The sequence below is a fragment of the Pseudomonas weihenstephanensis genome (assembly GCF_016812185.1).
In the GTDB taxonomy this organism is placed as follows: domain Bacteria; phylum Pseudomonadota; class Gammaproteobacteria; order Pseudomonadales; family Pseudomonadaceae; genus Aquipseudomonas; species Aquipseudomonas weihenstephanensis.
The window spans coordinates 480,519-501,103 of sequence record NZ_JAAEBV010000005.1 but is presented as its reverse complement, the minus strand read 5'-3'; the positions used below and the strand labels follow the sequence as shown (position 1 = coordinate 501,103).

The following is a 20,585-nucleotide window of genomic DNA, read 5'->3' as shown; positions in this document are numbered from 1 at the left end:
TTATGACCACTCATGTTTTTAAACCCGACATGCCGCCGCCGGGCAATCGCATCGGCATCGTGGCCTGGGCACGGGCCAACCTGTTTTCCAGTGGGCTCAATACGCTACTGACGTTGTTCGCCTTTTATCTGATTTGGCTGATCGTGCCCCCGCTGCTGAGCTGGACGGTCTTTGACGCCAATTGGGTCGGGACGACGCGTGCCGATTGCACCAAAGATGGCGCGTGCTGGGTGTTTATCCAGCAGCGATTCGGCCAGTTCATGTACGGCTATTACCCGCAGGCGTTGCGCTGGCGCGTGGATGTGACGGTGTGGCTGGCCGTGATCGGTGCCGCGCCGCTGTTTATCTCGCGCTTCAAACACAAGGCCGTGTACGGGCTGAGCTTTTTGGTGGTGTACCCGGTTTTGGCCTACAGCCTGCTGCATGGCGGTTATTGGGGGCTGAGCAACGTGGCCACCAGTCAGTGGGGCGGGTTGATGCTGACCTTGGTGATTGCCACGGTGGGTATCGCGGGCGCATTGCCGTTGGGCATTTTGCTGGCGCTGGGGCGACGCTCGGACATGCCGGCCATTCGCGTGGTGTGCGTGACCTTTATCGAGTTCTGGCGCGGGGTGCCGCTGATCACGGTGTTGTTCATGTCCTCGGTGATGCTGCCGCTGTTTCTGCCAGAGGGCATGAACTTCGACAAGCTGCTGCGGGCGTTGATCGGGGTCATTTTGTTCCAGTCGGCGTATGTGGCCGAAGTGGTGCGCGGCGGGTTGCAGGCCATCCCCAAAGGCCAGTACGAAGCGGCCGATGCGATGGGGCTGGGCTACTGGCGCAGCATGGGGCTGGTGATCTTGCCGCAAGCCTTGAAGCTGGTGATCCCCGGCATCGTTAACACCTTTATTGCCCTGTTCAAAGACACAAGCCTGGTGATCATCATCGGCCTGTTCGACTTGCTCAACAGCGTCAAACAAGCGGCCGCCGACCCCAACTGGTTGGGCATGGCGACCGAAGGTTATGTGTTTGCGGCGTTGGTGTTCTGGATTTTCTGTTTTGGTATGTCCCGCTACTCCATGCATTTGGAGCGCAAGCTGGACACGGGCCACAAGCGCTAGGAGTTGTGTGACATGAGTGAAGCCATCAAAAAAACGGCCAGCGCTGAAGGCATTATTCAGATGCTGGGTGTGAACAAGTGGTACGGCCAGTTCCACGTGCTCAAAGATATCAACCTCAACGTGCAACCGGGTGAGCGGATTGTATTGTGCGGCCCGTCTGGCTCGGGCAAATCCACCACGATTCGCTGCCTCAATCGCCTTGAAGAGCATCAGCAGGGGCGCATTGTGGTAGACGGTGTCGAGCTGACCAACGACCTCAAGCAGATCGAAACCGTGCGCCGGGAAGTGGGCATGGTGTTTCAGCATTTCAACTTGTTCCCGCACCTGACCATTTTGCAAAACTGCACCCTGGCGCCGATGTGGGTACGCAAAATGCCCAAGCGCCAGGCCGAAGAAATCGCCATGCATTACCTGGAGCGAGTGCGTATCCCCGAGCAGGCGCACAAGTATCCGGGGCAGTTGTCAGGAGGTCAGCAACAGCGGGTGGCGATTGCCAGGGCGCTGTGTATGAAGCCCAAGATCATGCTTTTCGACGAACCGACCTCAGCGCTTGACCCGGAAATGGTCAAGGAAGTGCTCGATACCATGATTGGCTTGGCCGAGGACGGCATGACGATGCTCTGCGTGACCCATGAAATGGGCTTTGCCCGCACGGTGGCGAATCGGGTGATCTTCATGGACAAAGGTGAAATTGTTGAGCAGGCAGCGCCGAACGACTTCTTCGACAACCCGCAAAACGACCGGACCAAACTGTTTTTGAACCAAATCCTGCATTAATCCAACCCCTCTGTGCAGGCGCAGGCTGCGAGCTTTTGATCGGGTAAATCGGTTATAAAGCGCGCAGCTGGCGCCAGCTACTGCGTATATGTGGATTGCCCCCTACGCCGTCGTCTGGCTAAGATGTCCGAAAATTCACCCTGTGATTGGATGAAAGGGCGGAACACGTGACAGACGAATCCCCCTGATAAAGCATGCTCGGGTTGACCCCGCCCGCGTTTTATCGGCGCTGCATACTTCCCCGCACCTTGCGCACCGTCTTCAGCCTAGTGCGTAAACCCTTGCTACACATCCGTGTCGCCAATCGATGCTTGACCTGCGCATCGATCACTGGAAGGCCGCGGAACAACAAGACCCACAACGGGCGATGGCGCTGTGCCGGACGTTGATCAATGAACCCTGAACCGGAGAAGGCCATGACCCGCCCCCCGTCCCCTGTTAACGACAGCGTAGATCCTGTGCGTCATCTGGATGAGCTGGATGAACTGCTGATTGACGCCGAGGCGGACGATGAAGCCGTTCAGCAAATGCCGCCCGTGGTGGTGCGTGCGTGGTTATTGCTGTTGGGCATGGTGCTGGTGGCCTTGAACCTGCGTCCGGCGTTGTCGAGCATGGCGCCGTTGTTGGGCGAAGTGTCCGAGTACTTGGGGTTGTCAGCCGCCCAGGCGGGCTTGCTGACGACCTTGCCGGTGCTCTGTCTGGGGTTGTTTGCGCCGCTGGCACCGATTCTGGCCCGCCGTTTTGGTACTGAGCGTGTGGTGCTGGGCATTTTACTGGTACTGGGCGCTGGCATCGTATTGCGCAGTTATCTGGGGGAGACCGGGCTGTTTGCCGGTAGCATTTTGGCCGGTGCCAGCATTGGCGTTATTGGCGTGTTGCTGCCAGGCATTATCAAGCGCGATTTTGCCGGGCATGCCGGCACCATGACCGGTGTCTACACCATGGCCTTGTGCCTGGGCGCTGCGTTAGCCGCCGGGGCAACCGTGCCGTTGAGCCATTACTTCGATGGCAGTTGGCAATTGGGCTTGGGCTTTTGGGCCTTACCCGCCGTCATTGCAGCGATTTTCTGGTTACCGCAGGCAGGTAAACGCAATGGCGCCCACAACGTCGCCTATCGGGTACGCGGTTTGCTGCGTGATCCGCTGGCTTGGCAAGTCACGCTGTACATGGGCCTGCAATCGTCGTTGTCGTACATCGTGTTTGGCTGGCTGCCTTCGATCCTGATCGGGCGTGGCCTGACGCCGACTCAAGCGGGGCTGGTGATGTCGGGCTCGGTAATCGTGCAATTGGTTACGGCGCTGACTGCGCCCTGGCTGGCCACGCGGGGCAAGGATCAGCGCTTGGCCATTGTGCTGGTGATGAGCATGACGTTGGCAGGGTTGTTCGGCTGCCTGTATGCACCGCTGGACGGTTTGTGGGGGTGGGCGATTGTGCTGGGGTTGGGGCAGGGCGGCACCTTCAGTCTGGCGCTGACCCTTATCGTGCTGCGCTCACGGGACGCGCATGTGGCCGCCAACTTGTCAGGCATGGCGCAAGGCATCGGTTATACCGTGGCGTCCATGGGGCCGTTTGCGGTGGGTTTGGTCCATGAGCTGACAGGTGGCTGGAACGCGGTCGGCTGGATTTTTGCCGTGGTGGGCATCGGAGCCATCATTGCCGGGTTGGGCGCCGGGCGTGCGAAGTACGTGAATGTCGTCAGCGAGAAGGTCTGAGACCGTAGTGTTTCTGCTCATTGCAGATTATCGTGCTCAGATTCCAGCCCCGCACGGACCCTGCCATGAGCCAAGCCCACCACGCGTTGATTACCCGCTTCTACCAAGCCTTTCAGCAGCTTGACGCGCAAGCGATGGCGGCGTGTTACACCGATGACGTGCTGTTCAGTGATCCGGTATTTGGTCAGTTGCGGGGCCAGGATGTGGGTGACATGTGGCGCATGCTCACCTCGCGAGCCAAGGATTTTACGTTGACCTTCGATCAGGTTCAGGCCGACGCGCAGCGCGGCAGTGCACATTGGGTGGCCACTTACGTGTTCAGCCAGACCGGGGCAATTGTGGTGAACGACATTCAGGCGCGCTTCGTGTTTCGTGACGGCAAAATATGCGAACACCATGACCGCTTCGACGTGTGGCGTTGGTCGCGTCAGGCGCTGGGCATTAAAGGTGTGTTGCTGGGATGGACGCCGCTGGTGAAAAACGCAATCCGGGCGCAAGCGAAACAAGGCCTCAAGGCCTTTCAGGCGCGTGGTTAAGGGTTGAAACAGTGACTGCGCCCGTTTTGACGAAACCCTGGTTTGTGTACTTGGTGCGGGCGGCTAACGGCGCGTTGTACTGCGGTATCAGTGATGATCCGGTCAAGCGTTTTGCCAAGCACCAAACGGGCAAAGGTGCGCGCTTTTTTGCCTCCAGCCCGGCGGTGGCCTTGGTCTATATCGAGCGCTGGCCCGATAAAGGCGAAGCGCTGCGCCAGGAACGGCTGATCAAAAAATTGCGCAAAAGCGCCAAGGAGTGCTTGGTGCAAAGCCAGGCGGCAGACCCCGACATCGCGCTTGCGCGATGAGGCTCAAGACGGTAGCGACAGGTTTTGTGGCGATCGGCGAGATGTTTATTTCAACGCTTGCAGGATCGCGTCGGGCTTGAAGTCGCGGATCAGCGTGCCGTTCACGTCCAGTATCGGAATCCCGCGCCCGCCCAATGCTTCATAGGCTTTGCGCGCAACGGGATCTTTCTCGATATCAAATTCTGAGTACGGGATGCCTTTCTGGTCGAGAAAGCGTCGTGTGGCTTTGCAGTAACCGCACCAGTCGGTGGCGTACAGCACGACGCGGGCGTTGGCCTGCGTGTGCTGTGAAACAACCCCGGAGGGGTTGAGCACGCGCTCGATCTTGCCCCAGTTCTGAAACACCACCACGACCACCAGCACAAACAGGACTTTTTTCAGGATCCCGTTAAACATTATTTGTTGCGCTTGAGCTGGTCGAGGAGCTGAGTCGGCAAGCCCTTGAGGATCAACGTACCGGCTTCTTCGTCGAATTCCACCTTGGACCCCAGCAGGTGCGCTTCAAAGCTGATCGACAGGCCCTCAGCACGGCCAGTGAAGCGGCGGAACTGGTTAAGGGTGCGTTTGTCAGCCGGGATTTCAGGTGACAGGCCGTAGTCTTTGTTGCGGATGTGATCGTAGAACGCTTTCGGGCGCTCTTCGTCGATCAGTTCGGACAGTTCGGCCAAGCCCATTGGCTCGCCGATTTTGGCCTGGCTGCTGGCGTAGTCGACCAGGGTTTTGGTTTTTTCACGGGCCGATTCTTCCGGCAGGTCTTCGCTTTCAACGAAGTCGCTGAAGGCTTTGAGCAGGGTACGGGTTTCGCCCGGGCCGTCGACACCCTCCTGGCAACCGATGAAGTCGCGGAAGTACTCCGACACCTTCTTGCCGTTTTTGCCTTTGATGAACGAAATGTACTGCTTGGACTGCTTATTGTTCTGCCACTCGGAAATATTGATCCGGGCTGCGAGGTGCAATTGGCCCAAGTCCAGATGGCGCGAGGGGGTCACGTCCAGCTCGGCGTTCACCGCCACGCCCTCGCTGTGGTGCAGCAAGGCAATGGCCAGATAATCGGTCATGCCTTGTTGGTAGTGCGCAAACAGCACATGGCCACCGGCCGACAGGTTGGATTCCTCCATCAGCTTTTGCAGGTGCTCAACGGCGACGCGGCTGAACGCGGCGAAATCGGTGCCACCGTCCAGATACTCTTTGAGCCAGCCGCTAAACGGATGTGCGCCAGATTCAGCATGGAAAAACCCCCACGCTTTGCCTTGCTTGGCGTTATAGCTTTCGTTGAGGTCGGCGAGCATGTTCTCGATGGCCTGCGACTCGGCCAGTTCAGTGTCGCGGGCGTGGAGGACTGCGGGCGTACCGTCAGGTTTTTTCTCAATCAAGTGGACGATGCAATGACGGATCGGCATGGGCTTCTCGGCGAATAATGTGAGGGTTACGGGCGGGCCCCGCAAAAGCACCCAGTGTAACGCACCTGAGCGTCTGGGCAGCCTTTGCGCCGGGGTTTAGGGGGCGAGTGTGCGGCTGAAGGTGTTTTTTTACCGTTTTAACGCGATAAAGCAGACCAAATGGGCAGGTAGAGGCGGATATTTGGCCGTCTCTGTGCTAGTTTTGCCCCGTCTTGCGCCGGGTAACGGCGCAAAGCGCGGATTCAGCATGTGTCAGGTCGAACCAAACCCCGTTTTAGCACTCTACATCCGCGATTCGTCGTGAAAGCAAACGGGCGTGCCAGAGCCCAAATATCTGGCTCGATAGCTGACTTTGCACTCTGCAAACCAAATGAATTTGATAGGGAAGGAACATCTCAATGGCTATTACTAAAGACCAACTGATCGCTGATATCGCTGAAGCTATCGACGCGCCAAAAACTACCGCGCGTAACGCTCTGGACCAACTGGCTCAGATCGTTGCTGATCAATTGGAAAATGGCGGCGAAATCACTCTGCCAGGTATTGGCAAACTGAAAGTGACCGAGCGTCCTGCCCGCACTGGCCGTAACCCTTCGACTGGCGCTGCCATCGAAATCGCTGCCAAAAAAGTTATCAAGCTCGTTGTGGCCAAAGGCCTGACTGACGCTGTTAACAAGTAAGACTGCTGTAAAAAAGCCGCGCTCGGGAGTGATCCCGGACGCGGCTTTTTTGTGGGCGCTGTCTCGTCCTGAATAAGGTTTACACCTTCTGACCTATTTTCAGGACTAGACGCGCAAATCCTGTAGCCGCTGACGAGCTGCGCGAGGCTGCGTTCGAGTGCGCAGCGCTCGTAAAACCTGAGCCCGTAATCTAACGGGCAGACCGCAACTTAAGGTTTTGCGACGGCTGGGCCGTCGAACGCAGCTCGTCAGCGGCTACGAGGTTTCGCGTACTCACACGATTACTTCCAGTTCTTTTCGCGCCACAGTTGCTGTTGATCTTTGTCATGGAACGTCCAGGCCACAAAGCGGCTTTGCTTGTTGCCCTGGGACATGTCCACGACCTGGCTTTCGCGTGCACCGGCCTTTTTCAGCGCGGTCTGGATTGCTGGCAGGTTGGAGGCTTTTGACACCAACACGCTGAACCACAGCACCTGACGGGCCACCTGCACGCTTTCGCGGATCAGTTGGCTGACAAAGCGCTGTTCGCCGCCTTCGCACCACAACTCGGCCGCCTGGCCACCAAAGTTCAGCACCGGCAATTTGCGTTTCGGATCGGCCTTGCCCAGTGCGCGCCATTTGCGCTCACTGCCGCGCGTGGCTTCGTCCAGCGAGGCGTGGAACGGCGGGTTGCACATGCTCAGGTCGAAGCGTTCGCTGCTGTCGAGTACATCCAGCAGGATTTTCTTCGGATCAGGTTGCAGGCGCAGGCTGATGGCTTTGTTCAGGCTGTTGGACTGCACGATCGCCTTGGCCGCTTTGACGGCGGTCGGGTCAACTTCGGTGCCCAGGAACTGCCAGCGGTATTCGCTGTGGCCGATCAAGGGGTAAACGCAGTTGGCGCCCATGCCGACATCCAGCACGCGAACGTTTTGCCCACGCGGGATTTGACCATCGTTCATGGTTGCCAGCAGGTCAGCCAGAAAGTGCACGTAGTCGGCGCGCCCCGGAACGGGCGGGCACAGGTAGTCAGCCGGGATGTCCCAGTGAGCAATGCCGTAAAACGCCTTGAGCAGGGCGCGGTTGAACACACGCACAGCACTCGGGTTGGCGAAGTCGATGCTCTCTTTGCCGTACGGGTTGATGATGACGAACTCGGCAAGCTCGGGGCACACCGAAATCAGCTGCGGGAAGTCATAGCGGCCCTGATGGCGGTTGCGCGGGTGCAGGCTGGGCTTGACGCGCGGCTCGACCGGTTTGGCATCGCTGGCAGCCTTAGGCTTGTGGCGTGTGGCTTTGGAAGTGCGGGGGGTAGTCATGTTCAATTCATTCCACAAAAGCAATCGCGGGCAAGCCCTAAAACCGTGTAGGAGCAAGCTTGCTCGCGATGATCTTGATGACCATCGCGAGGCAAGCTCGCTCCTACACAAGAGTAGGTCTTGCCCGCGATCAGGTGCGCAGCTTAATTACAGGCTGGAAATCCGCGCGTGCTGTTCAGCCAATTTGCTCAAGGCTTGTTCGGCCTCGGCCAATTTGGCGCGTTCCTTGTCAATGACTTCGGCCGGTGCCTTGTCTACGAAGGCTGCGTTCGACAGTTTTGCGCCTACGCGGGCCACTTCGCCGTGCAAACGCTGGATTTCCTTGTCCAGTCGCGCCAGCTCTGCATCCTTGTCGATCAGACCGGCCATTGGCACCAGCACTTCCATTTCGCCTACCAGTGCGGTGGCGGACAGAGGGGCCTCGGCGCCGTCTTGCAGCACGGTGATCGCTTCGAGTTTAGCCAGCTTTTTGAGCAGTGCATCGTTCTCGCTCAGACGGCGCTGATCTTCGGCACCGACGTTTTTGAGGTACAGCTGCAAAGGCTTGCCTGGACCAATGTTCATTTCGCCGCGGATGTTGCGGATACCGAGCATCAGGCCCTTGAGCCATTCGATATCGTCTTCGGCGCCCTGGTCGATACGCGACTCGTTCGCCACCGGCCACGGTTGCAGCATGATGGTCTTGCCTTCAACACCGGCCAGTGGCGCGATGCGCTGCCAGATTTCTTCGGTGATGAATGGCATGAACGGGTGCGCCAGGCGCAGCGCGACTTCCAGCACGCGAACCAGCGTGCGGCGGGTGCCACGCTGACGTTCTACGGGCGCATTCTCGTCCCACAGCACAGGCTTGGACAGCTCCAGGTACCAGTCGCAGTACTGGTTCCAGATGAACTCGTACAGGGCTTGCGCCGCGAGGTCGAAACGGAACTGGTCAAGATGACGGGTCACTTCGGCTTCGGTGCGTTGCAACTGCGAGATGATCCAGCGGTCGGCCAGCGACAGTTCGTAGGCTTCGCCGTTTTGGCCGCAGTCTTCGCCCTTGTCCAGCACGTAGCGGGCGGCGTTCCAGATCTTGTTGCAGAAGTTGCGATAGCCTTCAACGCGGCCCATGTCGAACTTGATGTCACGACCGGTGGAGGCCAGCGAGCAGAAGGTGAAGCGCAGGGCGTCGGTGCCGTAGCTGGCAATGCCGTCGGCGAATTCGTCGCGGGTCTGCTTTTCGATCTTCTTCAGCAGTTTTGGCTGCATCAGGCCGGTGGTGCGTTTGGCCACCAGGTCTTCGAGTTCGATGCCGTCGATGATGTCCAGCGGGTCCAGCACGTTGCCCTTGGACTTGGACATCTTCTGGCCCTGACCGTCACGTACCAGGCCGTGTACATACACGGTCTTGAACGGAACTTGCGGCGTGCCGTCTTCGTTTTTCACCAAGTGCATGGTGAGCATGATCATCCGGGCAACCCAGAAGAAAATGATGTCGAAGCCCGTGACCAGCACGTCGGTGGAGTGGAAGGTTTTCAGCGCTTCGGTTTTTTCCGGCCAGCCCAGGGTGGAGAAGGTCCACAGGCCCGAGCTGAACCAGGTGTCGAGCACGTCGTTGTCCTGTTGCAGCGCAACGTCCGGCCCCAGGTTGTGCTTGGCGCGCACTTCGGCTTCGTCGCGGCCTACGTAAACCTTGCCCGACTCGTCGTACCAGGCCGGAATGCGGTGGCCCCACCACAGCTGACGGCTGATGCACCAGTCCTGGATGTCGCGCATCCAGGAGAAGTACATGTTTTCGTACTGTTTAGGTACGAACGCAATACGGCCATCTTCAACGGCTGCAATGGCAGGTTCTGCCAGTGGCTTGGTCGATACGTACCACTGGTCGGTCAGCCACGGCTCGATGATGGTGCCCGAACGGTCGCCTTTCGGCACTTTCAGGGCGTGATCGTCTACGCTGACCAGCAGACCGGCTTCGTCGAAGTCGGCAACGATTTGCTTGCGCGCTTCGAAGCGGTCCAGGCCGGCGTACTGGGCTGGCAGGGCGCCGTCGATGGTTTCGTTGAGCGTGCCGTCGAGGTTGAACACCTGAGCGGCTGGCAACACTTTTGCGTTTTTGTCGAAGATGTTCAGCAGCGGCAGGTTGTGGCGCTTGCCGACTTCGTAGTCGTTGAAATCGTGGGCCGGGGTGATTTTCACGCAACCGGTGCCGAATTCTGGGTCGCAGTAGTCATCGGCGATGATCGGGATGCGGCGACCGACCAGTGGCAGCTCGACGAATTTACCGATCAGGGCCTTATAGCGTTCGTCTTCCGGGTTCACGGCGACGGCAGCGTCACCCAGCATGGTTTCGGGGCGGGTAGTCGCCACCACCAAGTAGTCCAGACCTTCAGCGGTTTTGGCACCGTCAGCCAGTGGGTAGCGCAGGTTCCACAGGAAACCTTTCTCGTCGTGGTTTTCCACTTCAAGGTCGGAAATCGCGGTGTGCAGCTTGGTGTCCCAGTTAACCAGACGCTTGCCACGGTAGATCAGGCCGTCTTCGTGCAGGCGTACGAAGGCTTCCTTCACGGCGTCGGACAGACCGTCGTCCATGGTGAAGCGCTCGCGGCTCCAGTCTACGGACGAGCCGAGGCGGCGGATCTGACGGCTGATGTTGCCACCGGACTGGTCTTTCCATTCCCAGATTTTGTCGAGGAATTTTTCGCGGCCCAGATCGTGGCGGTTCAGGCCTTGGGCTTCGATTTGGCGCTCGACCAGCATTTGGGTGGCGATACCCGCGTGGTCGGTGCCCGGCTGCCACAGGGTGTTGCGACCCTGCATGCGACGGAAACGGATCAGGGCGTCCATGATCGCGTTGTTAAAGCCGTGACCCATGTGCAGGCTGCCGGTGACGTTCGGCGGCGGAATCATGATGGTGTACGGGTCGCCCGCGCCTTGCGGGGCAAAATAGTTTTCTTCTTCCCAGGTTTTGTACCAGGAAGTTTCAATGGCGTGCGGCTGGTAGGTCTTATCCATGCGCGGCGGGACCCTATTGGCATTAATTCAGGAAAGCCGGCAAGTATAGCGGGGCGGAACGCTGAGGGCGAGGTGTGGGTTGCTTTATGTACCCGCTGCCGCAGGCGGCGATGGAGTGCGTAGCGATCCCGATGTTTTGAAGGCCCTGCGGGCCTTATCGCAGCCTGCGACAGGGGCTACAGGGTTTGTGTCTGCATCAGTTCTGATGTTGGGCGAGCAGGCGCTCCATGTGCGCATCAAGGCGGCGCTTGATCTCGGTTTCGATGTGCGGGGCGAAGTCGTTGATCACGTCTTGCATGATGGTCTGGGCGGCGGTGCGCAGCTCTTTGTCCAGATGAACCAGCAGGGCGTCGGGGGCTTTTTCTGCGTGTGCGGCAGGCGCCATGGCCAGCGGGATTTGCACGGGCGCCGGCGCTGCGGGTGCTGGGGCGATCATGTCGTCGAGCAGCGGAATCTGAATGCCTTCCTCGCCCACCATCTCGGTCAGCAAGGGCGGTTGCAGGCCCTCGTCGCCCAGCAACTGACGAATGGACTCAAGATCATCGAGCAGGTGTGCAGCTTTTTTCGGTGAATTGGGGGTGTCCATCGTGTGCTCAGAGTCGTTGTAACTTGTGGTCTTGCAGAGGATAGCCCTGTTCACGGTAGAAGCGGAAACTCTCCCGTGCGGCCTGTCGAACGGCAGGGTCTTCGACGACCACTTCGGCCACGCGGGCGAAGCGTTTGAAGCATTCGGGGACTTTAAGGTCCAGGTTGATCATTAAGTCTTGATGGCTGGCAGGTGCGTCGGCGATGCCCATCACAATCACGCCATCGGGTTCGTCCTCAACATGGCTGTGAGGCACAAAGCTTTCGCCCTTAAAGCGCCACAGGCGTTCATCCAGCGCTTGGCGTTGGGCTGTGTCCGTGCAGTGCAGGTACACGCGATGCCCGAGGCGCCAGGCTTTGTCGGTGAGTTTGCAGGCGAAGTCCAGTCGCGCGGCGGGGTCGGCGCTGGGCAGGATATAAAAGTCGACTTTGGTTTTTTCAGAGGTCATTGCAGTTCCTGAATCGGGGCTGCACCGCCCTCAAGCGGCGCAGCCTGCGATCATCAGCTTCAAGCGTTGGCGCGATCCAGCAGGTATTGCGTCAGCAACGGAACCGGGCGGCCACTGGCGCCTTTGTCCTTGCCGCCGCTGACCCAGGCGGTGCCTGCGATGTCCAGGTGAGCCCAGTGATAGGCCTTGGCAAAGCGTGACAGGAAGCAGCCTGCGGTGATGGCGCCGGCTTTAGGACCGCCAATGTTGGCCATGTCGGCGAACGGGCTGTCCAGTTGCTCCTGATACTCGTCGAACAGCGGCAGTTGCCAGGCGCGGTCGTCGGCTTGTTTGCCGGCGTCGAGCAGTTGGTTGATCAGTTCGTCGTTGTTACCCATCAGGCCCGAAGTGTGGGCGCCCAGGGCAACCATGCACGCACCGGTCAGGGTCGCGATGTCGATCACTGCCTGCGGTTTGAAGCGCTCGGCGTAGGTCAGGGCATCGCACAGCACCAGACGGCCTTCGGCGTCAGTGTTGAGGATTTCAACGGTTTGGCCGCTCATGGTGGTCACGATGTCACCCGGACGCGCAGCGCCGCCGCTCGGCATGTTTTCAGCGCAAGCCAGAATGCACACCAGGTTGATTGGCAGTTTCAGCTCAAGGACGGCGCGCAGGGTGCCGAACACGCTGGCAGCGCCGCCCATGTCGTACTTCATTTCATCCATGCCGGCGCCCGGCTTGAGGCTGATGCCGCCGGTGTCGAAGGTGATGCCTTTGCCGACCAGCACGAACGGCTTCTCGGATTTTTTACCACCCGAGTAGTTCATCACGATCAGGCGCGGCGGCTGGTCGCTGCCTTGGCCCACGGCGTAGAACGCGCCCATGCCAAGCTCTTTGATCTTCTTCTCGTCGAGAATCTCGACTTTCAGGCCCTTGAACGCTTTGCCCAGTTCTTTGGCCTGTTCGGCGAGGAACACCGGGTGGCAGATGTTCGGCGGCAGGTTGCCCAGATCGCGGGTGAAGGACATGCCGGCAGCAATCGCCTGCGCGTGAGTCACGGCCAGCTGGACCTCGGCCTGAGCGGCTTTGATGGTCAGCAGGGTGATTTTTTTCAGCGCGCGGGGTTCGGCTTTCTGGCTTTTGAAGCGGTCGAAGGTGTACTCGCCATCGACCAGGGTTTCGGCCAGCAGGCGGGTTTTGCTGTAGCTGTCACGGCCTTTGACCACCAGTTCGTCGAGGGCAAAGACGGCGTCGCTGCCGCCCAGACCCTTGAGGACGCCCAGGGCGCCGCTGATGATTTTGCGAAACGGACGGTCGCCCAGTTCTTCATCTTTACCGGTGCCCAGCAACAATACACGCTCAGCCTTGATGTTCGCCAGGTTGTGCAGCAGCAGGCTTTGGCCGGTTTTACCCGCCAGGTCGCCGCGCTTGAGGACTGCGCTGATAGCACCGCCGGTGAGTTCGTCGATGGCTTTGGCGGTGTGACCGAGCTTGCGGCCTTCACCGACGGCGACCACGAGAGTGGCCGTTTTCAACGTTTCTGGGCTAACGCTTTTTACAACCAGTTCCATGTCCGGGTCCCTGAATCAAATGGTCAACGTGCGCCCAAACCCTGGGGTTTGAGTGCTTATGGATGAAACGCTTCACCTGTCTATGCGGGCATGCGTCAAGGCGGGCAGTTTGGACCCCGTCGGTCGCGGCTGACAACCCTCGTGTGGTCTTCAATGAGTGCTTTGTAACCTTGGGTAAGCAAGCGCAGTGACAGGCGAGGGTATTCACAGGATAATGCGCCATCTTTTTAGTCCGCTGCGCTCATCTATGATGAGTGCCTGGCTGGCTGGTAATGCCGTGTGTTTGGCCGCCTTAGCCTGACGACCCTGGAGTGTCTGGTTTGATCGTCTTCCGTTATTTGTCCCGCGAAGTCCTGCTTACATTGAGCGCTGTCAGCGCTGTGCTGCTGGTCATCATCATGAGCGGTCGTTTTATCAAGTACCTGGCGCAGGCAGCTTCGGGTGCCCTGGACCCGGGTTCTTTGTTCCTGATCATGGGCTTTCGTCTGCCCGGCTTCTTGCAACTGATTCTGCCTTTGGGGCTGTTTCTGGGCATTTTGCTGGCCTACGGGCGCTTGTATCTCGAAAGTGAAATGACCGTACTGTCCGCCACCGGCATGAGCCAGCAACGTTTGCTGGGCATGACCATGGTGCCGGCCGCTTTTGTCGCCTTGCTGGTGGCATGGCTGAGCCTGAGCCTGGCGCCGCAGGGTGCCAATCAGTTCCAGTTGTTGCTCAACAAGCAAGACGCGTTGACCGAGTTCGACACCTTGTTGCCGGGCCGCTTTCAGTCATTGAGTGATGGTTCCCGGGTGACGTACACCGAAGAGCTGACCAATGACCGGACTAACCTGTCAGGCGTGTTTATCTCGCAAAAAAATCTCGGTCAGGACGCCAAAGACCGCAGTATTTCTGTGTTGGTGGCCGAAAAAGGCCGTCAGGAAGTACGCCCCGATGGCAGTCGCTGGTTGATTCTGGACAATGGCTACCGTTATGACGGCAACCCCGGTCTGGCGGACTACCGCGCCATCAAGTACGACACCTACGGCGTGCTGTTGCCCAAGCCTGATGCCAGCGATGAAGTGACGGACCGCGACGCGATCCCGACCCTTGATCTGATCGGTAACAAGGAGCCGCGCGCGATTGCCGAGTTGCAATGGCGTATTTCCTTGCCGCTGCTGGTGTTTATCGTGACCTTGATTGCCGTGCCGCTGTCGCGCGTCAATCCGCGTCAGGGCCGCTTCCTCAAGTTGCTGCCCGCCATTCTGCTTTATATGGGTTACCTGACCATTCTGATTTCGGCCCGTGGCGCGCTGGAAAAAGGCAAGCTGTCGCCGACACTGGGCCTGTGGTGGGTACACGTTCTGTTCCTGGCCATTGGCCTGTTGTTGCTGTATTGGGAGCCGCTGCGCTTGAAGCTGGCGAGTCGCCGTAGCGTGAAGGAGATGGCGCGTGGGTAAGCTAGATCGCTACATCGGTAGCAGCGTCTTTATGGCGATCCTGGCTGTGCTGGGGATTATTTTGGGTCTGGCGTCGTTGTTCGCGTTCATCGATGAGATGGGCAGCATCAGTGACAGCTATACCGTGATGGACGTTTTCAGTTTTGTGTTGCTGACGGCCCCACGGCGCATGTACGAAATGTTGCCGATGGCTGCGTTGATTGGCTGTCTGATTGGTTTGGGCAGCCTGGCCAGCAACAGTGAGCTGACCATCATGCGGGCAGCGGGTGTGTCGATCGGCCGGATTGTATGGGCGGTGATGAAGCCCATGCTGGTGTTGATGGTCGCAGGTGTGCTGGTGGGCGAGTATGTGGCCCCGGCTACCGAGACCATGGCTCAGGCCAATCGCGCACTGGCGCAGGGCGGCGGGGATGCACAAAGCTCCAAGCACGGTCTGTGGCACCGCCAGGGTGAGGAATTCATCCACATCAACGCCGTGCAACCTAACGGCACGCTGTTTGGTGTGACCCGTTATCGCTTTGATAAAGAGCGGCACATGCAATCGTCGAGCTTCGCCAAAAAAGCGGTGTTTGATCAGGATCACTGGCAGCTTTCGGATGTCACCACCACGCTGTTTCATGACCGCAGCACCGAAGTGGTCAGTGCGCCGGTCGAGCGCTGGGATGTGGCCTTGAGCCCGCAATTGCTCAATACCGTGGTCATGGCGCCAGAATCGCTGTCGATCAGTGGTCTGTGGAGCTACATCCACTACCTCAAAGACCAGGGGCTGAACAATGGCCGCTACTGGTTGGCATTCTGGGTCAAGGTGTTGCAGCCGCTGGTTACGGCGGCACTGGTGTTGATGGCGATCTCCTTTATCTTTGGTCCGCTGCGCTCGGTGACATTGGGTCAGCGTGTGTTCACCGGTGTGCTGGTGGGCTTCACCTTTAAAATTGCTCAAGACCTGCTAGGGCCGTCCAGCCTGGTATTCGGTTTCTCGCCCTTGTTTGCGGTCATGCTGCCTGCCGGCATCTGCGCGTTGGCGGGCATCTGGTTGCTGCGCCGGGCGGGTTGATTGCTCATTAATGCTTGAACCAAAAGCCTCTATCTCGCGATAGGGGCTTTTTTGTCAGTGTGCATTGGCCTGTGAACGTGACGCTTGGCGCGATCATCAGGTACAATTCCCGGCTATTTTTCGGCGGGCAGTCTGCCTGCGACTTTTTTTGAGTGTTGACCCGTGAGTGATTTGAGTCATATCCGCAATTTCTCCATCATCGCCCACATTGACCATGGCAAGTCGACGCTGGCCGATCGCTTTATTCAGATGTGTGGTGGCCTGACCGCCCGTGAAATGGAGGCCCAGGTACTGGACTCCATGGACCTGGAGCGTGAGCGCGGGATCACCATCAAGGCCCACAGCGTTACGCTGTATTACACGGCCAAAGACGGTATTACCTATCAGCTGAACTTCATTGATACCCCGGGCCACGTTGACTTCACCTATGAAGTCAGCCGTTCCCTGGCGGCCTGTGAAGGTGCCTTGCTGGTGGTCGATGCGGGGCAGGGCGTTGAAGCTCAGTCCGTGGCTAACTGCTACACCGCTATCGAGCAGGGGCTTGAGGTGATGCCGGTCTTGAACAAGATCGACCTGCCGCAAGCCGACCCTGACCGGGTGAAGGAAGAAATCGAAAAAATCATTGGTATTGATGCCACTGATGCCGTGACCTGTAGCGCCAAGACCGGCCTGGGCGTGGACGAGGTGCTTGAGCGCCTGGTGCACACCATTCCTGCGCCAACCGGTAACTATGAAGATCCGCTGCAAGCGTTGATCATCGATTCCTGGTTCGATAACTACCTGGGCGTTGTGTCCCTGGTTCGCGTGCGCCACGGCCGCGTGAAAAAGGGCGACAAAATTCTGGTTAAATCCACCGGCAAGATGCACCTGGTCGACAGCGTGGGTGTGTTCAACCCCAAGCACACCGCCACCACGGATCTGAAAGCTGGCGAAGTAGGCTTCATCATTGCGGGTATCAAGGACATTCACGGCGCGCCAGTGGGCGATACCCTGACCTTGAGCTCCACCCCGGATGTCGACGTACTGCCTGGTTTCAAACGTATTCAGCCGCAGGTGTACGCCGGCCTGTTCCCGGTCAGCTCTGACGACTTCGAAGACTTCCGTGAGGCGCTGCAAAAGCTCACGTTGAACGACTCGTCGTTGCAATACACCCCGGAAAGCTCTGACGCGCTGGGCTTCGGCTTCCGTTGCGGCTTCCTCGGCATGCTGCACATGGAGATCATTCAGGAGCGCCTTGAGCGCGAATACGACCTGGATCTGATCACCACGGCGCCGACGGTAATTTTTGAGTTGCTGCTCAAAACGGGTGAAACGATTTACGTCGATAACCCGTCCAAGCTGCCGGACGTTTCTTCGATTGAAGACATTCGCGAGCCGATCGTGCGCGCCAATATCCTTGTGCCTCAAGAGCACTTGGGCAACGTCATAACCCTGTGCATTGAAAAACGCGGTGTTCAGCACGACATGCTGTTCCTGGGTAGTCAGGTACAAGTGACCTACGACTTGCCGATGAACGAAGTGGTTCTGGACTTCTTCGACCGTCTCAAGTCCACCAGTCGCGGCTATGCTTCGCTTGATTACCACTTCAACCGCTATCAGTCGGCTAATCTGGTCAAGCTTGATGTATTGATCAACGGCGAAAAAGTGGATGCTCTGGCACTTATCGTTCACCGCGACAACGCTCACTACAAAGGGCGTGCGTTGACCGAGAAGATGAAAGAGCTGATTCCGCGTCAGATGTTCGATGTGGCTATTCAGGCTGCCATTGGTGGCCAAATCATTGCGCGCTCGTCTGTGAAAGCGCTTCGTAAAAACGTACTGGCCAAATGCTACGGTGGTGACGTTAGCCGTAAGCGCAAGCTGTTGGAAAAGCAGAAAGCCGGTAAAAAACGCATGAAGCAAGTGGGTAACGTGGAGATTCCACAAGAAGCCTTCCTTGCGGTGCTCAGGTTGGATAGCTAGGTCCTATGTCACTAAATTTCCCGCTGTTGCTGGTCATTGCTGTAGCCGTCTGCGGTTTGCTGGCGCTGCTCGATCTGGTCTTCCTGGCTCCGCGCCGGCGCAAGGCTATTGCCAACTATCAAGCCAGCGTCAAGCCGGCTGATACGCAGGTGATCGAGAAGCTCAACAAAGAGCCGTTGCTGGTTGAATACGGCAAGTCGTTCTTCCCGGTGTTGTTCATCGTGCTGGTGCTGCGTTCGTTTCTGGTTGAGCCGTTCCAGATCCCGTCCGGCTCGATGAAGCCGACGCTGGATGTGGGCGACTTCATCTTGGTGAACAAGTTTTCTTACGGGATCCGCTTGCCGGTGATCGACAAGAAAATCATCGAAGTGGGTGATCCGAAGCGTGGCGATGTGATGGTGTTTCGCTACCCAAGCGATCCGACAGTCAACTACATCAAGCGTGTAGTGGGCCTGCCGGGCGACAAGATTCGCTACACCAGCGACAAAAAACTGTACGTCAATGACCAACTGGTGGCTGAACAACTGGTGGGTTCGGAGCCTGGCACGCTGGGCAGTGCCGAGCTGTACAAAGAGAAGCTGGGCGAAGTGGAGCACATGATCCGCAAGGAAATGAGCCGCTACCGCACGCCGCCCGATCATGAGTGGACGGTCCCGGCCGCGCACTACTTCATGATGGGTGACAACCGCGACAATTCGAACGACAGCCGTTACTGGGATGATCCGAACATTCCCAAAGACGAGTTGGGCATGGTCCCCGACGAGAACATTGTCGGCAAGGCCTTCGCTGTTTGGATGAGCTGGCCCGAACCGAAAACCAGCCATTTGCCGAACTTCTCGCGAGTGGGTCTGATCAAGTAGCCAAGACGGCGCTGTTAATAACAGCGCCGAATGCTTTTCAGGTGTCCGAATAAATCGGTTGCCTGACGGTTCTTACAACCGCTTTGTCGCGTCAGACAGGGCGGTCAACAGTATTCAGGATGTGGATTTGAACAAAGCGTTAAGTGTGACGGCGGCGAGCAGTGTGTTCCCTGTCCATTTGCTATGCGATAAACGAGCATCACTGATCCCTAATATCGGTCCGGTGGTGACATTCGGCCACGAACTCAGCGTGGGTAAATCGTGAGTTTTTCTTTAGAGCGTTTAGAGCGTCAGCTCGGCTACACCTTCAAAGACCAGGAACTGATGATTCTGGCCCTGACTCACCGTAGCTTCGCGGGGCGCAATAACGAGCGCCTGGAGTTTCTGGGTGATGCAATTCTCAATTTTGTGGCGGGCGAGGCGTTGTTTGACCGCTTCCCGTTGGCCCGTGAAGGCCAGCTGTCGCGTCTGCGCGCACGCCTGGTAAAAGGCGAAACCCTGGCCGTGCTGGCCCGTGGTTTTGAGCTGGGCGAGTACCTGCGTTTGGGCTCGGGCGAGCTCAAGAGCGGCGGTTTCCGCCGTGAGTCGATTCTGGCAGACGCCCTCGAAGCGCTGATCGGCGCCATTTACCTGGATGCAGGCATGGATGTTGCCCGCGACCGCGTATTGGCCTGGCTGGCCAGCGAGTTCGAGACGTTAACCCTGGTCGACACCAACAAAGATCCAAAGACGCGACTGCAAGAGTTCTTGCAGTCGCGTGCCTGTGATCTGCCGCGCTACGAAGTGGTAGATATCCAGGGCGAACCGCATTGCCGCACTTTCTTTGTGGAGTGTGAAATTGCCTTATTGAATGAAAAAAGCCGGGGTCAGGGTGTGAGTCGTCGTATTGCCGAACAGGTAGCGGCCGCAGCAGCACTGATTGCCCTTGGCGTGGAGAATGGCCATGACTGATTCAACTGCAACACGCTGTGGCTATGTCGCCATTGTTGGTCGACCAAACGTGGGTAAATCCACACTGCTGAACCATATTTTGGGTCAAAAGCTGGCGATCACCTCGCGCAAGCCGCAGACCACCCGTCACAACATGCTGGGCATTAAAACCGAAGGCGCTGTACAAGCGGTCTACGTTGATACCCCGGGCATGCACAAAGGCGGCGAAAAAGCCCTGAACCGCTACATGAACAAAACCGCTTCGGCAGCGTTGAAAGACGTCGACGTGGTGATCTTTGTGGTCGACCGCACCAAATGGACCGACGAAGACCAGATGGTGCTGGAGCGCGTGCAGTACGTGACCGGCCCGCTGATTGTCGCGTTGAACAAGACCGACCGCATTGAAGACAAAGCCGAAATGATGCCGCACCTGAGCTGGCTTCAGGAGCAACTGCCGAACGCCCAGATCATTCCGATCTCCGCTCAGCACGGCCACAACCTTGAAGCGCTTGAGCGTGTGATCGCCGGGCATTTGCCGGAAAACGAGCACTTCTTCCCGGAAGATCAGATCACTGACCGTAGCAGCCGCTTCCTCGCCGCTGAGCTGGTGCGTGAAAAAATCATGCGTCAAATGGGCGCCGAGCTGCCGTATCAGATCACCGTTGAGATCGAAGAATTCAAGCAGCAGGGCAAAACCTTGCATATCCATGCCTTGATTCTGGTTGAACGTGACGGTCAGAAAAAAATCATCATTGGCGACAAGGGCGAGCGCATCAAGCGCATTGGCACCGAAGCGCGCAAAGATATGGAGCTGCTGTTCGACTCCAAAATCATGCTTAACCTGTGGGTGAAAGTGAAAGGCGGCTGGTCCGACGATGAACGCGCCTTGCGTTCGCTGGGTTACGGCGACCTGTAATCGCAGCCCGCGGCAGTTCCTTCCGCGCGCTGGAG

19 protein-coding genes are annotated in these 20,585 nt (G+C 58.2%); 12 read left to right on the top strand and 7 right to left on the bottom strand.

Translation table 11 applies throughout. The annotated features are described in order from the left end of the window. Positions 1-2 precede the first annotated feature (2 nt). The 5 genes from GYN01_RS18435 to GYN01_RS18415 all read left to right on the top strand — a co-directional run bounded on the left by GYN01_RS18435 (position 3) and on the right by GYN01_RS18415 (position 4,433). On the top strand, positions 3-1,100 hold the full coding sequence (locus tag GYN01_RS18435) for an amino acid ABC transporter permease (RefSeq protein WP_048363257.1): 1,098 nt from the start codon (positions 3-5) through the stop codon (positions 1,098-1,100). Between the two features lie 12 nt (positions 1,101-1,112). Further along, complete coding sequence (locus GYN01_RS18430; protein WP_048363258.1) at positions 1,113-1,877, top strand: amino acid ABC transporter ATP-binding protein; 765 nt, start codon at positions 1,113-1,115, stop codon at positions 1,875-1,877. A gap of 392 nt (positions 1,878-2,269) precedes the next feature. Further along, complete coding sequence (locus tag GYN01_RS18425; RefSeq protein ID WP_082152864.1) at positions 2,270-3,589, top strand: CynX/NimT family MFS transporter; 1,320 nt, start codon at positions 2,270-2,272, stop codon at positions 3,587-3,589. Positions 3,590-3,654: 65 nt separating this feature from the next. Further along, complete coding sequence (locus GYN01_RS18420; RefSeq protein ID WP_203307564.1) at positions 3,655-4,125, top strand: nuclear transport factor 2 family protein; 471 nt, start codon at positions 3,655-3,657, stop codon at positions 4,123-4,125. Continuing rightward, positions 4,050-4,433 (top strand): GIY-YIG nuclease family protein, encoded by a 384-nt coding sequence (locus tag GYN01_RS18415; RefSeq protein ID WP_238936304.1) that lies wholly within the window; start codon positions 4,050-4,052, stop codon positions 4,431-4,433. Before GYN01_RS18420 ends, GYN01_RS18415 begins: the two co-directional genes overlap by 76 nt. A 45-nt stretch (positions 4,434-4,478) precedes the next feature. Here GYN01_RS18415 and GYN01_RS18410 read toward each other — a convergent pair whose 3' ends face one another. Both GYN01_RS18410 and yejK read right to left on the bottom strand, forming a co-directional pair. Continuing rightward, positions 4,479-4,829 carry a glutaredoxin family protein gene (locus GYN01_RS18410; RefSeq protein WP_059764388.1) on the bottom strand — a complete coding sequence of 117 codons (351 nt, stop codon included), beginning with the start codon at positions 4,827-4,829 and terminating at the stop codon, positions 4,479-4,481. Then, a complete protein-coding gene (gene yejK / locus GYN01_RS18405; protein ID WP_048363263.1) occupies positions 4,829-5,833 on the bottom strand; it encodes a nucleoid-associated protein YejK in 1,005 nt (334 codons plus the stop codon). Before yejK ends, GYN01_RS18410 begins: the two co-directional genes overlap by 1 nt. 398 nt (positions 5,834-6,231) lie before the next feature. Between yejK and GYN01_RS18400 the strand changes: the two genes are divergently transcribed. After that, entirely contained in the window at positions 6,232-6,513 is a 282-nt protein-coding gene (locus GYN01_RS18400; RefSeq protein WP_003440137.1) for an HU family DNA-binding protein, read from the top strand. 281 nt (positions 6,514-6,794) lie between these two features. Here the strand turns inward: GYN01_RS18400 and rlmF are convergent, their stop codons facing one another. From rlmF to GYN01_RS18375, 5 genes are all read right to left on the bottom strand, one after another. After that, positions 6,795-7,811: a 23S rRNA (adenine(1618)-N(6))-methyltransferase RlmF gene (gene rlmF / locus GYN01_RS18395; protein ID WP_048363264.1), complete on the bottom strand. Its 1,017-nt coding sequence runs from the start codon at positions 7,809-7,811 to the stop codon at positions 6,795-6,797. Between the two features lie 147 nt (positions 7,812-7,958). After that, positions 7,959-10,805 (bottom strand): valine--tRNA ligase, encoded by a 2,847-nt coding sequence (locus tag GYN01_RS18390; protein ID WP_048400090.1) that lies wholly within the window; start codon positions 10,803-10,805, stop codon positions 7,959-7,961. A 196-nt stretch (positions 10,806-11,001) separates the two neighbouring features. After that, positions 11,002-11,391 (bottom strand): hypothetical protein, encoded by a 390-nt coding sequence (locus GYN01_RS18385; RefSeq protein WP_048400089.1) that lies wholly within the window; start codon positions 11,389-11,391, stop codon positions 11,002-11,004. 7 nt (positions 11,392-11,398) lie between these two features. Next, positions 11,399-11,839, bottom strand: a complete 441-nt coding sequence (locus GYN01_RS18380) for a DNA polymerase III subunit chi (RefSeq protein ID WP_048363267.1) — start codon at positions 11,837-11,839, stop codon at positions 11,399-11,401. A gap of 59 nt (positions 11,840-11,898) precedes the next feature. Next, a complete protein-coding gene (locus GYN01_RS18375) occupies positions 11,899-13,389 on the bottom strand; it encodes a leucyl aminopeptidase (RefSeq protein WP_048400087.1) in 1,491 nt (496 codons plus the stop codon). Between the two features lie 320 nt (positions 13,390-13,709). Here GYN01_RS18375 and lptF point away from each other — a divergent pair, with 320 nt between their 5' ends. The 6 genes from lptF to era all read left to right on the top strand — a co-directional run bounded on the left by lptF (position 13,710) and on the right by era (position 20,550). Further along, positions 13,710-14,828: an LPS export ABC transporter permease LptF gene (gene lptF / locus GYN01_RS18370; RefSeq protein WP_203307578.1), complete on the top strand. Its 1,119-nt coding sequence runs from the start codon at positions 13,710-13,712 to the stop codon at positions 14,826-14,828. After that, positions 14,821-15,882: an LPS export ABC transporter permease LptG gene (gene lptG, locus GYN01_RS18365; RefSeq protein ID WP_048400084.1), complete on the top strand. Its 1,062-nt coding sequence runs from the start codon at positions 14,821-14,823 to the stop codon at positions 15,880-15,882. The genes lptF and lptG overlap by 8 nt, the downstream gene beginning before the upstream one ends. Before the next feature lie 162 nt (positions 15,883-16,044). Then, positions 16,045-17,844, top strand: a complete 1,800-nt coding sequence (gene lepA, locus GYN01_RS18360; RefSeq protein ID WP_048363271.1) for a translation elongation factor 4 — start codon at positions 16,045-16,047, stop codon at positions 17,842-17,844. Between the two features lie 5 nt (positions 17,845-17,849). After that, positions 17,850-18,704, top strand: a complete 855-nt coding sequence (lepB, locus tag GYN01_RS18355) for a signal peptidase I (protein ID WP_048363272.1) — start codon at positions 17,850-17,852, stop codon at positions 18,702-18,704. Between the two features lie 261 nt (positions 18,705-18,965). Then, entirely contained in the window at positions 18,966-19,655 is a 690-nt protein-coding gene (rnc, locus tag GYN01_RS18350; protein WP_048363273.1) for a ribonuclease III, read from the top strand. After that, positions 19,648-20,550 carry a GTPase Era gene (gene era / locus GYN01_RS18345; protein ID WP_048363274.1) on the top strand — a complete coding sequence of 301 codons (903 nt, stop codon included), beginning with the start codon at positions 19,648-19,650 and terminating at the stop codon, positions 20,548-20,550. Before rnc ends, era begins: the two co-directional genes overlap by 8 nt. The last annotated feature ends 35 nt before the right edge of the window (positions 20,551-20,585 follow it).

Excerpts from the sequence above, each read along its gene's own strand:
- GYN01_RS18435 (WP_048363257.1), top strand. The coding sequence starts at position 3 with ATGACCACTCATGTTTTTAAACCCGACATGCCGCCGCCGGGCAATCGC.
- GYN01_RS18430 (WP_048363258.1), top strand. The coding sequence starts at position 1,113 with ATGAGTGAAGCCATCAAAAAAACGGCCAGCGCTGAAGGCATTATTCAG.
- GYN01_RS18425 (WP_082152864.1), top strand. The coding sequence starts at position 2,270 with ATGAACCCTGAACCGGAGAAGGCCATGACCCGCCCCCCGTCCCCTGTT.
- GYN01_RS18420 (WP_203307564.1), top strand. The coding sequence starts at position 3,655 with ATGAGCCAAGCCCACCACGCGTTGATTACCCGCTTCTACCAAGCCTTT.
- GYN01_RS18415 (WP_238936304.1), top strand. The coding sequence starts at position 4,050 with ATGGACGCCGCTGGTGAAAAACGCAATCCGGGCGCAAGCGAAACAAGG.
- GYN01_RS18410 (WP_059764388.1), bottom strand. The coding sequence starts at position 4,829 with ATGTTTAACGGGATCCTGAAAAAAGTCCTGTTTGTGCTGGTGGTCGTG.
- yejK (WP_048363263.1), bottom strand. The coding sequence starts at position 5,833 with ATGCCGATCCGTCATTGCATCGTCCACTTGATTGAGAAAAAACCTGAC.
- GYN01_RS18400 (WP_003440137.1), top strand. The coding sequence starts at position 6,232 with ATGGCTATTACTAAAGACCAACTGATCGCTGATATCGCTGAAGCTATC.
- rlmF (WP_048363264.1), bottom strand. The coding sequence starts at position 7,811 with ATGACTACCCCCCGCACTTCCAAAGCCACACGCCACAAGCCTAAGGCT.
- GYN01_RS18390 (WP_048400090.1), bottom strand. The coding sequence starts at position 10,805 with ATGGATAAGACCTACCAGCCGCACGCCATTGAAACTTCCTGGTACAAA.
- GYN01_RS18385 (WP_048400089.1), bottom strand. The coding sequence starts at position 11,391 with ATGGACACCCCCAATTCACCGAAAAAAGCTGCACACCTGCTCGATGAT.
- GYN01_RS18380 (WP_048363267.1), bottom strand. The coding sequence starts at position 11,839 with ATGACCTCTGAAAAAACCAAAGTCGACTTTTATATCCTGCCCAGCGCC.
- GYN01_RS18375 (WP_048400087.1), bottom strand. The coding sequence starts at position 13,389 with ATGGAACTGGTTGTAAAAAGCGTTAGCCCAGAAACGTTGAAAACGGCC.
- lepB (WP_048363272.1), top strand. The coding sequence starts at position 17,850 with ATGTCACTAAATTTCCCGCTGTTGCTGGTCATTGCTGTAGCCGTCTGC.
- era (WP_048363274.1), top strand. The coding sequence starts at position 19,648 with ATGACTGATTCAACTGCAACACGCTGTGGCTATGTCGCCATTGTTGGT.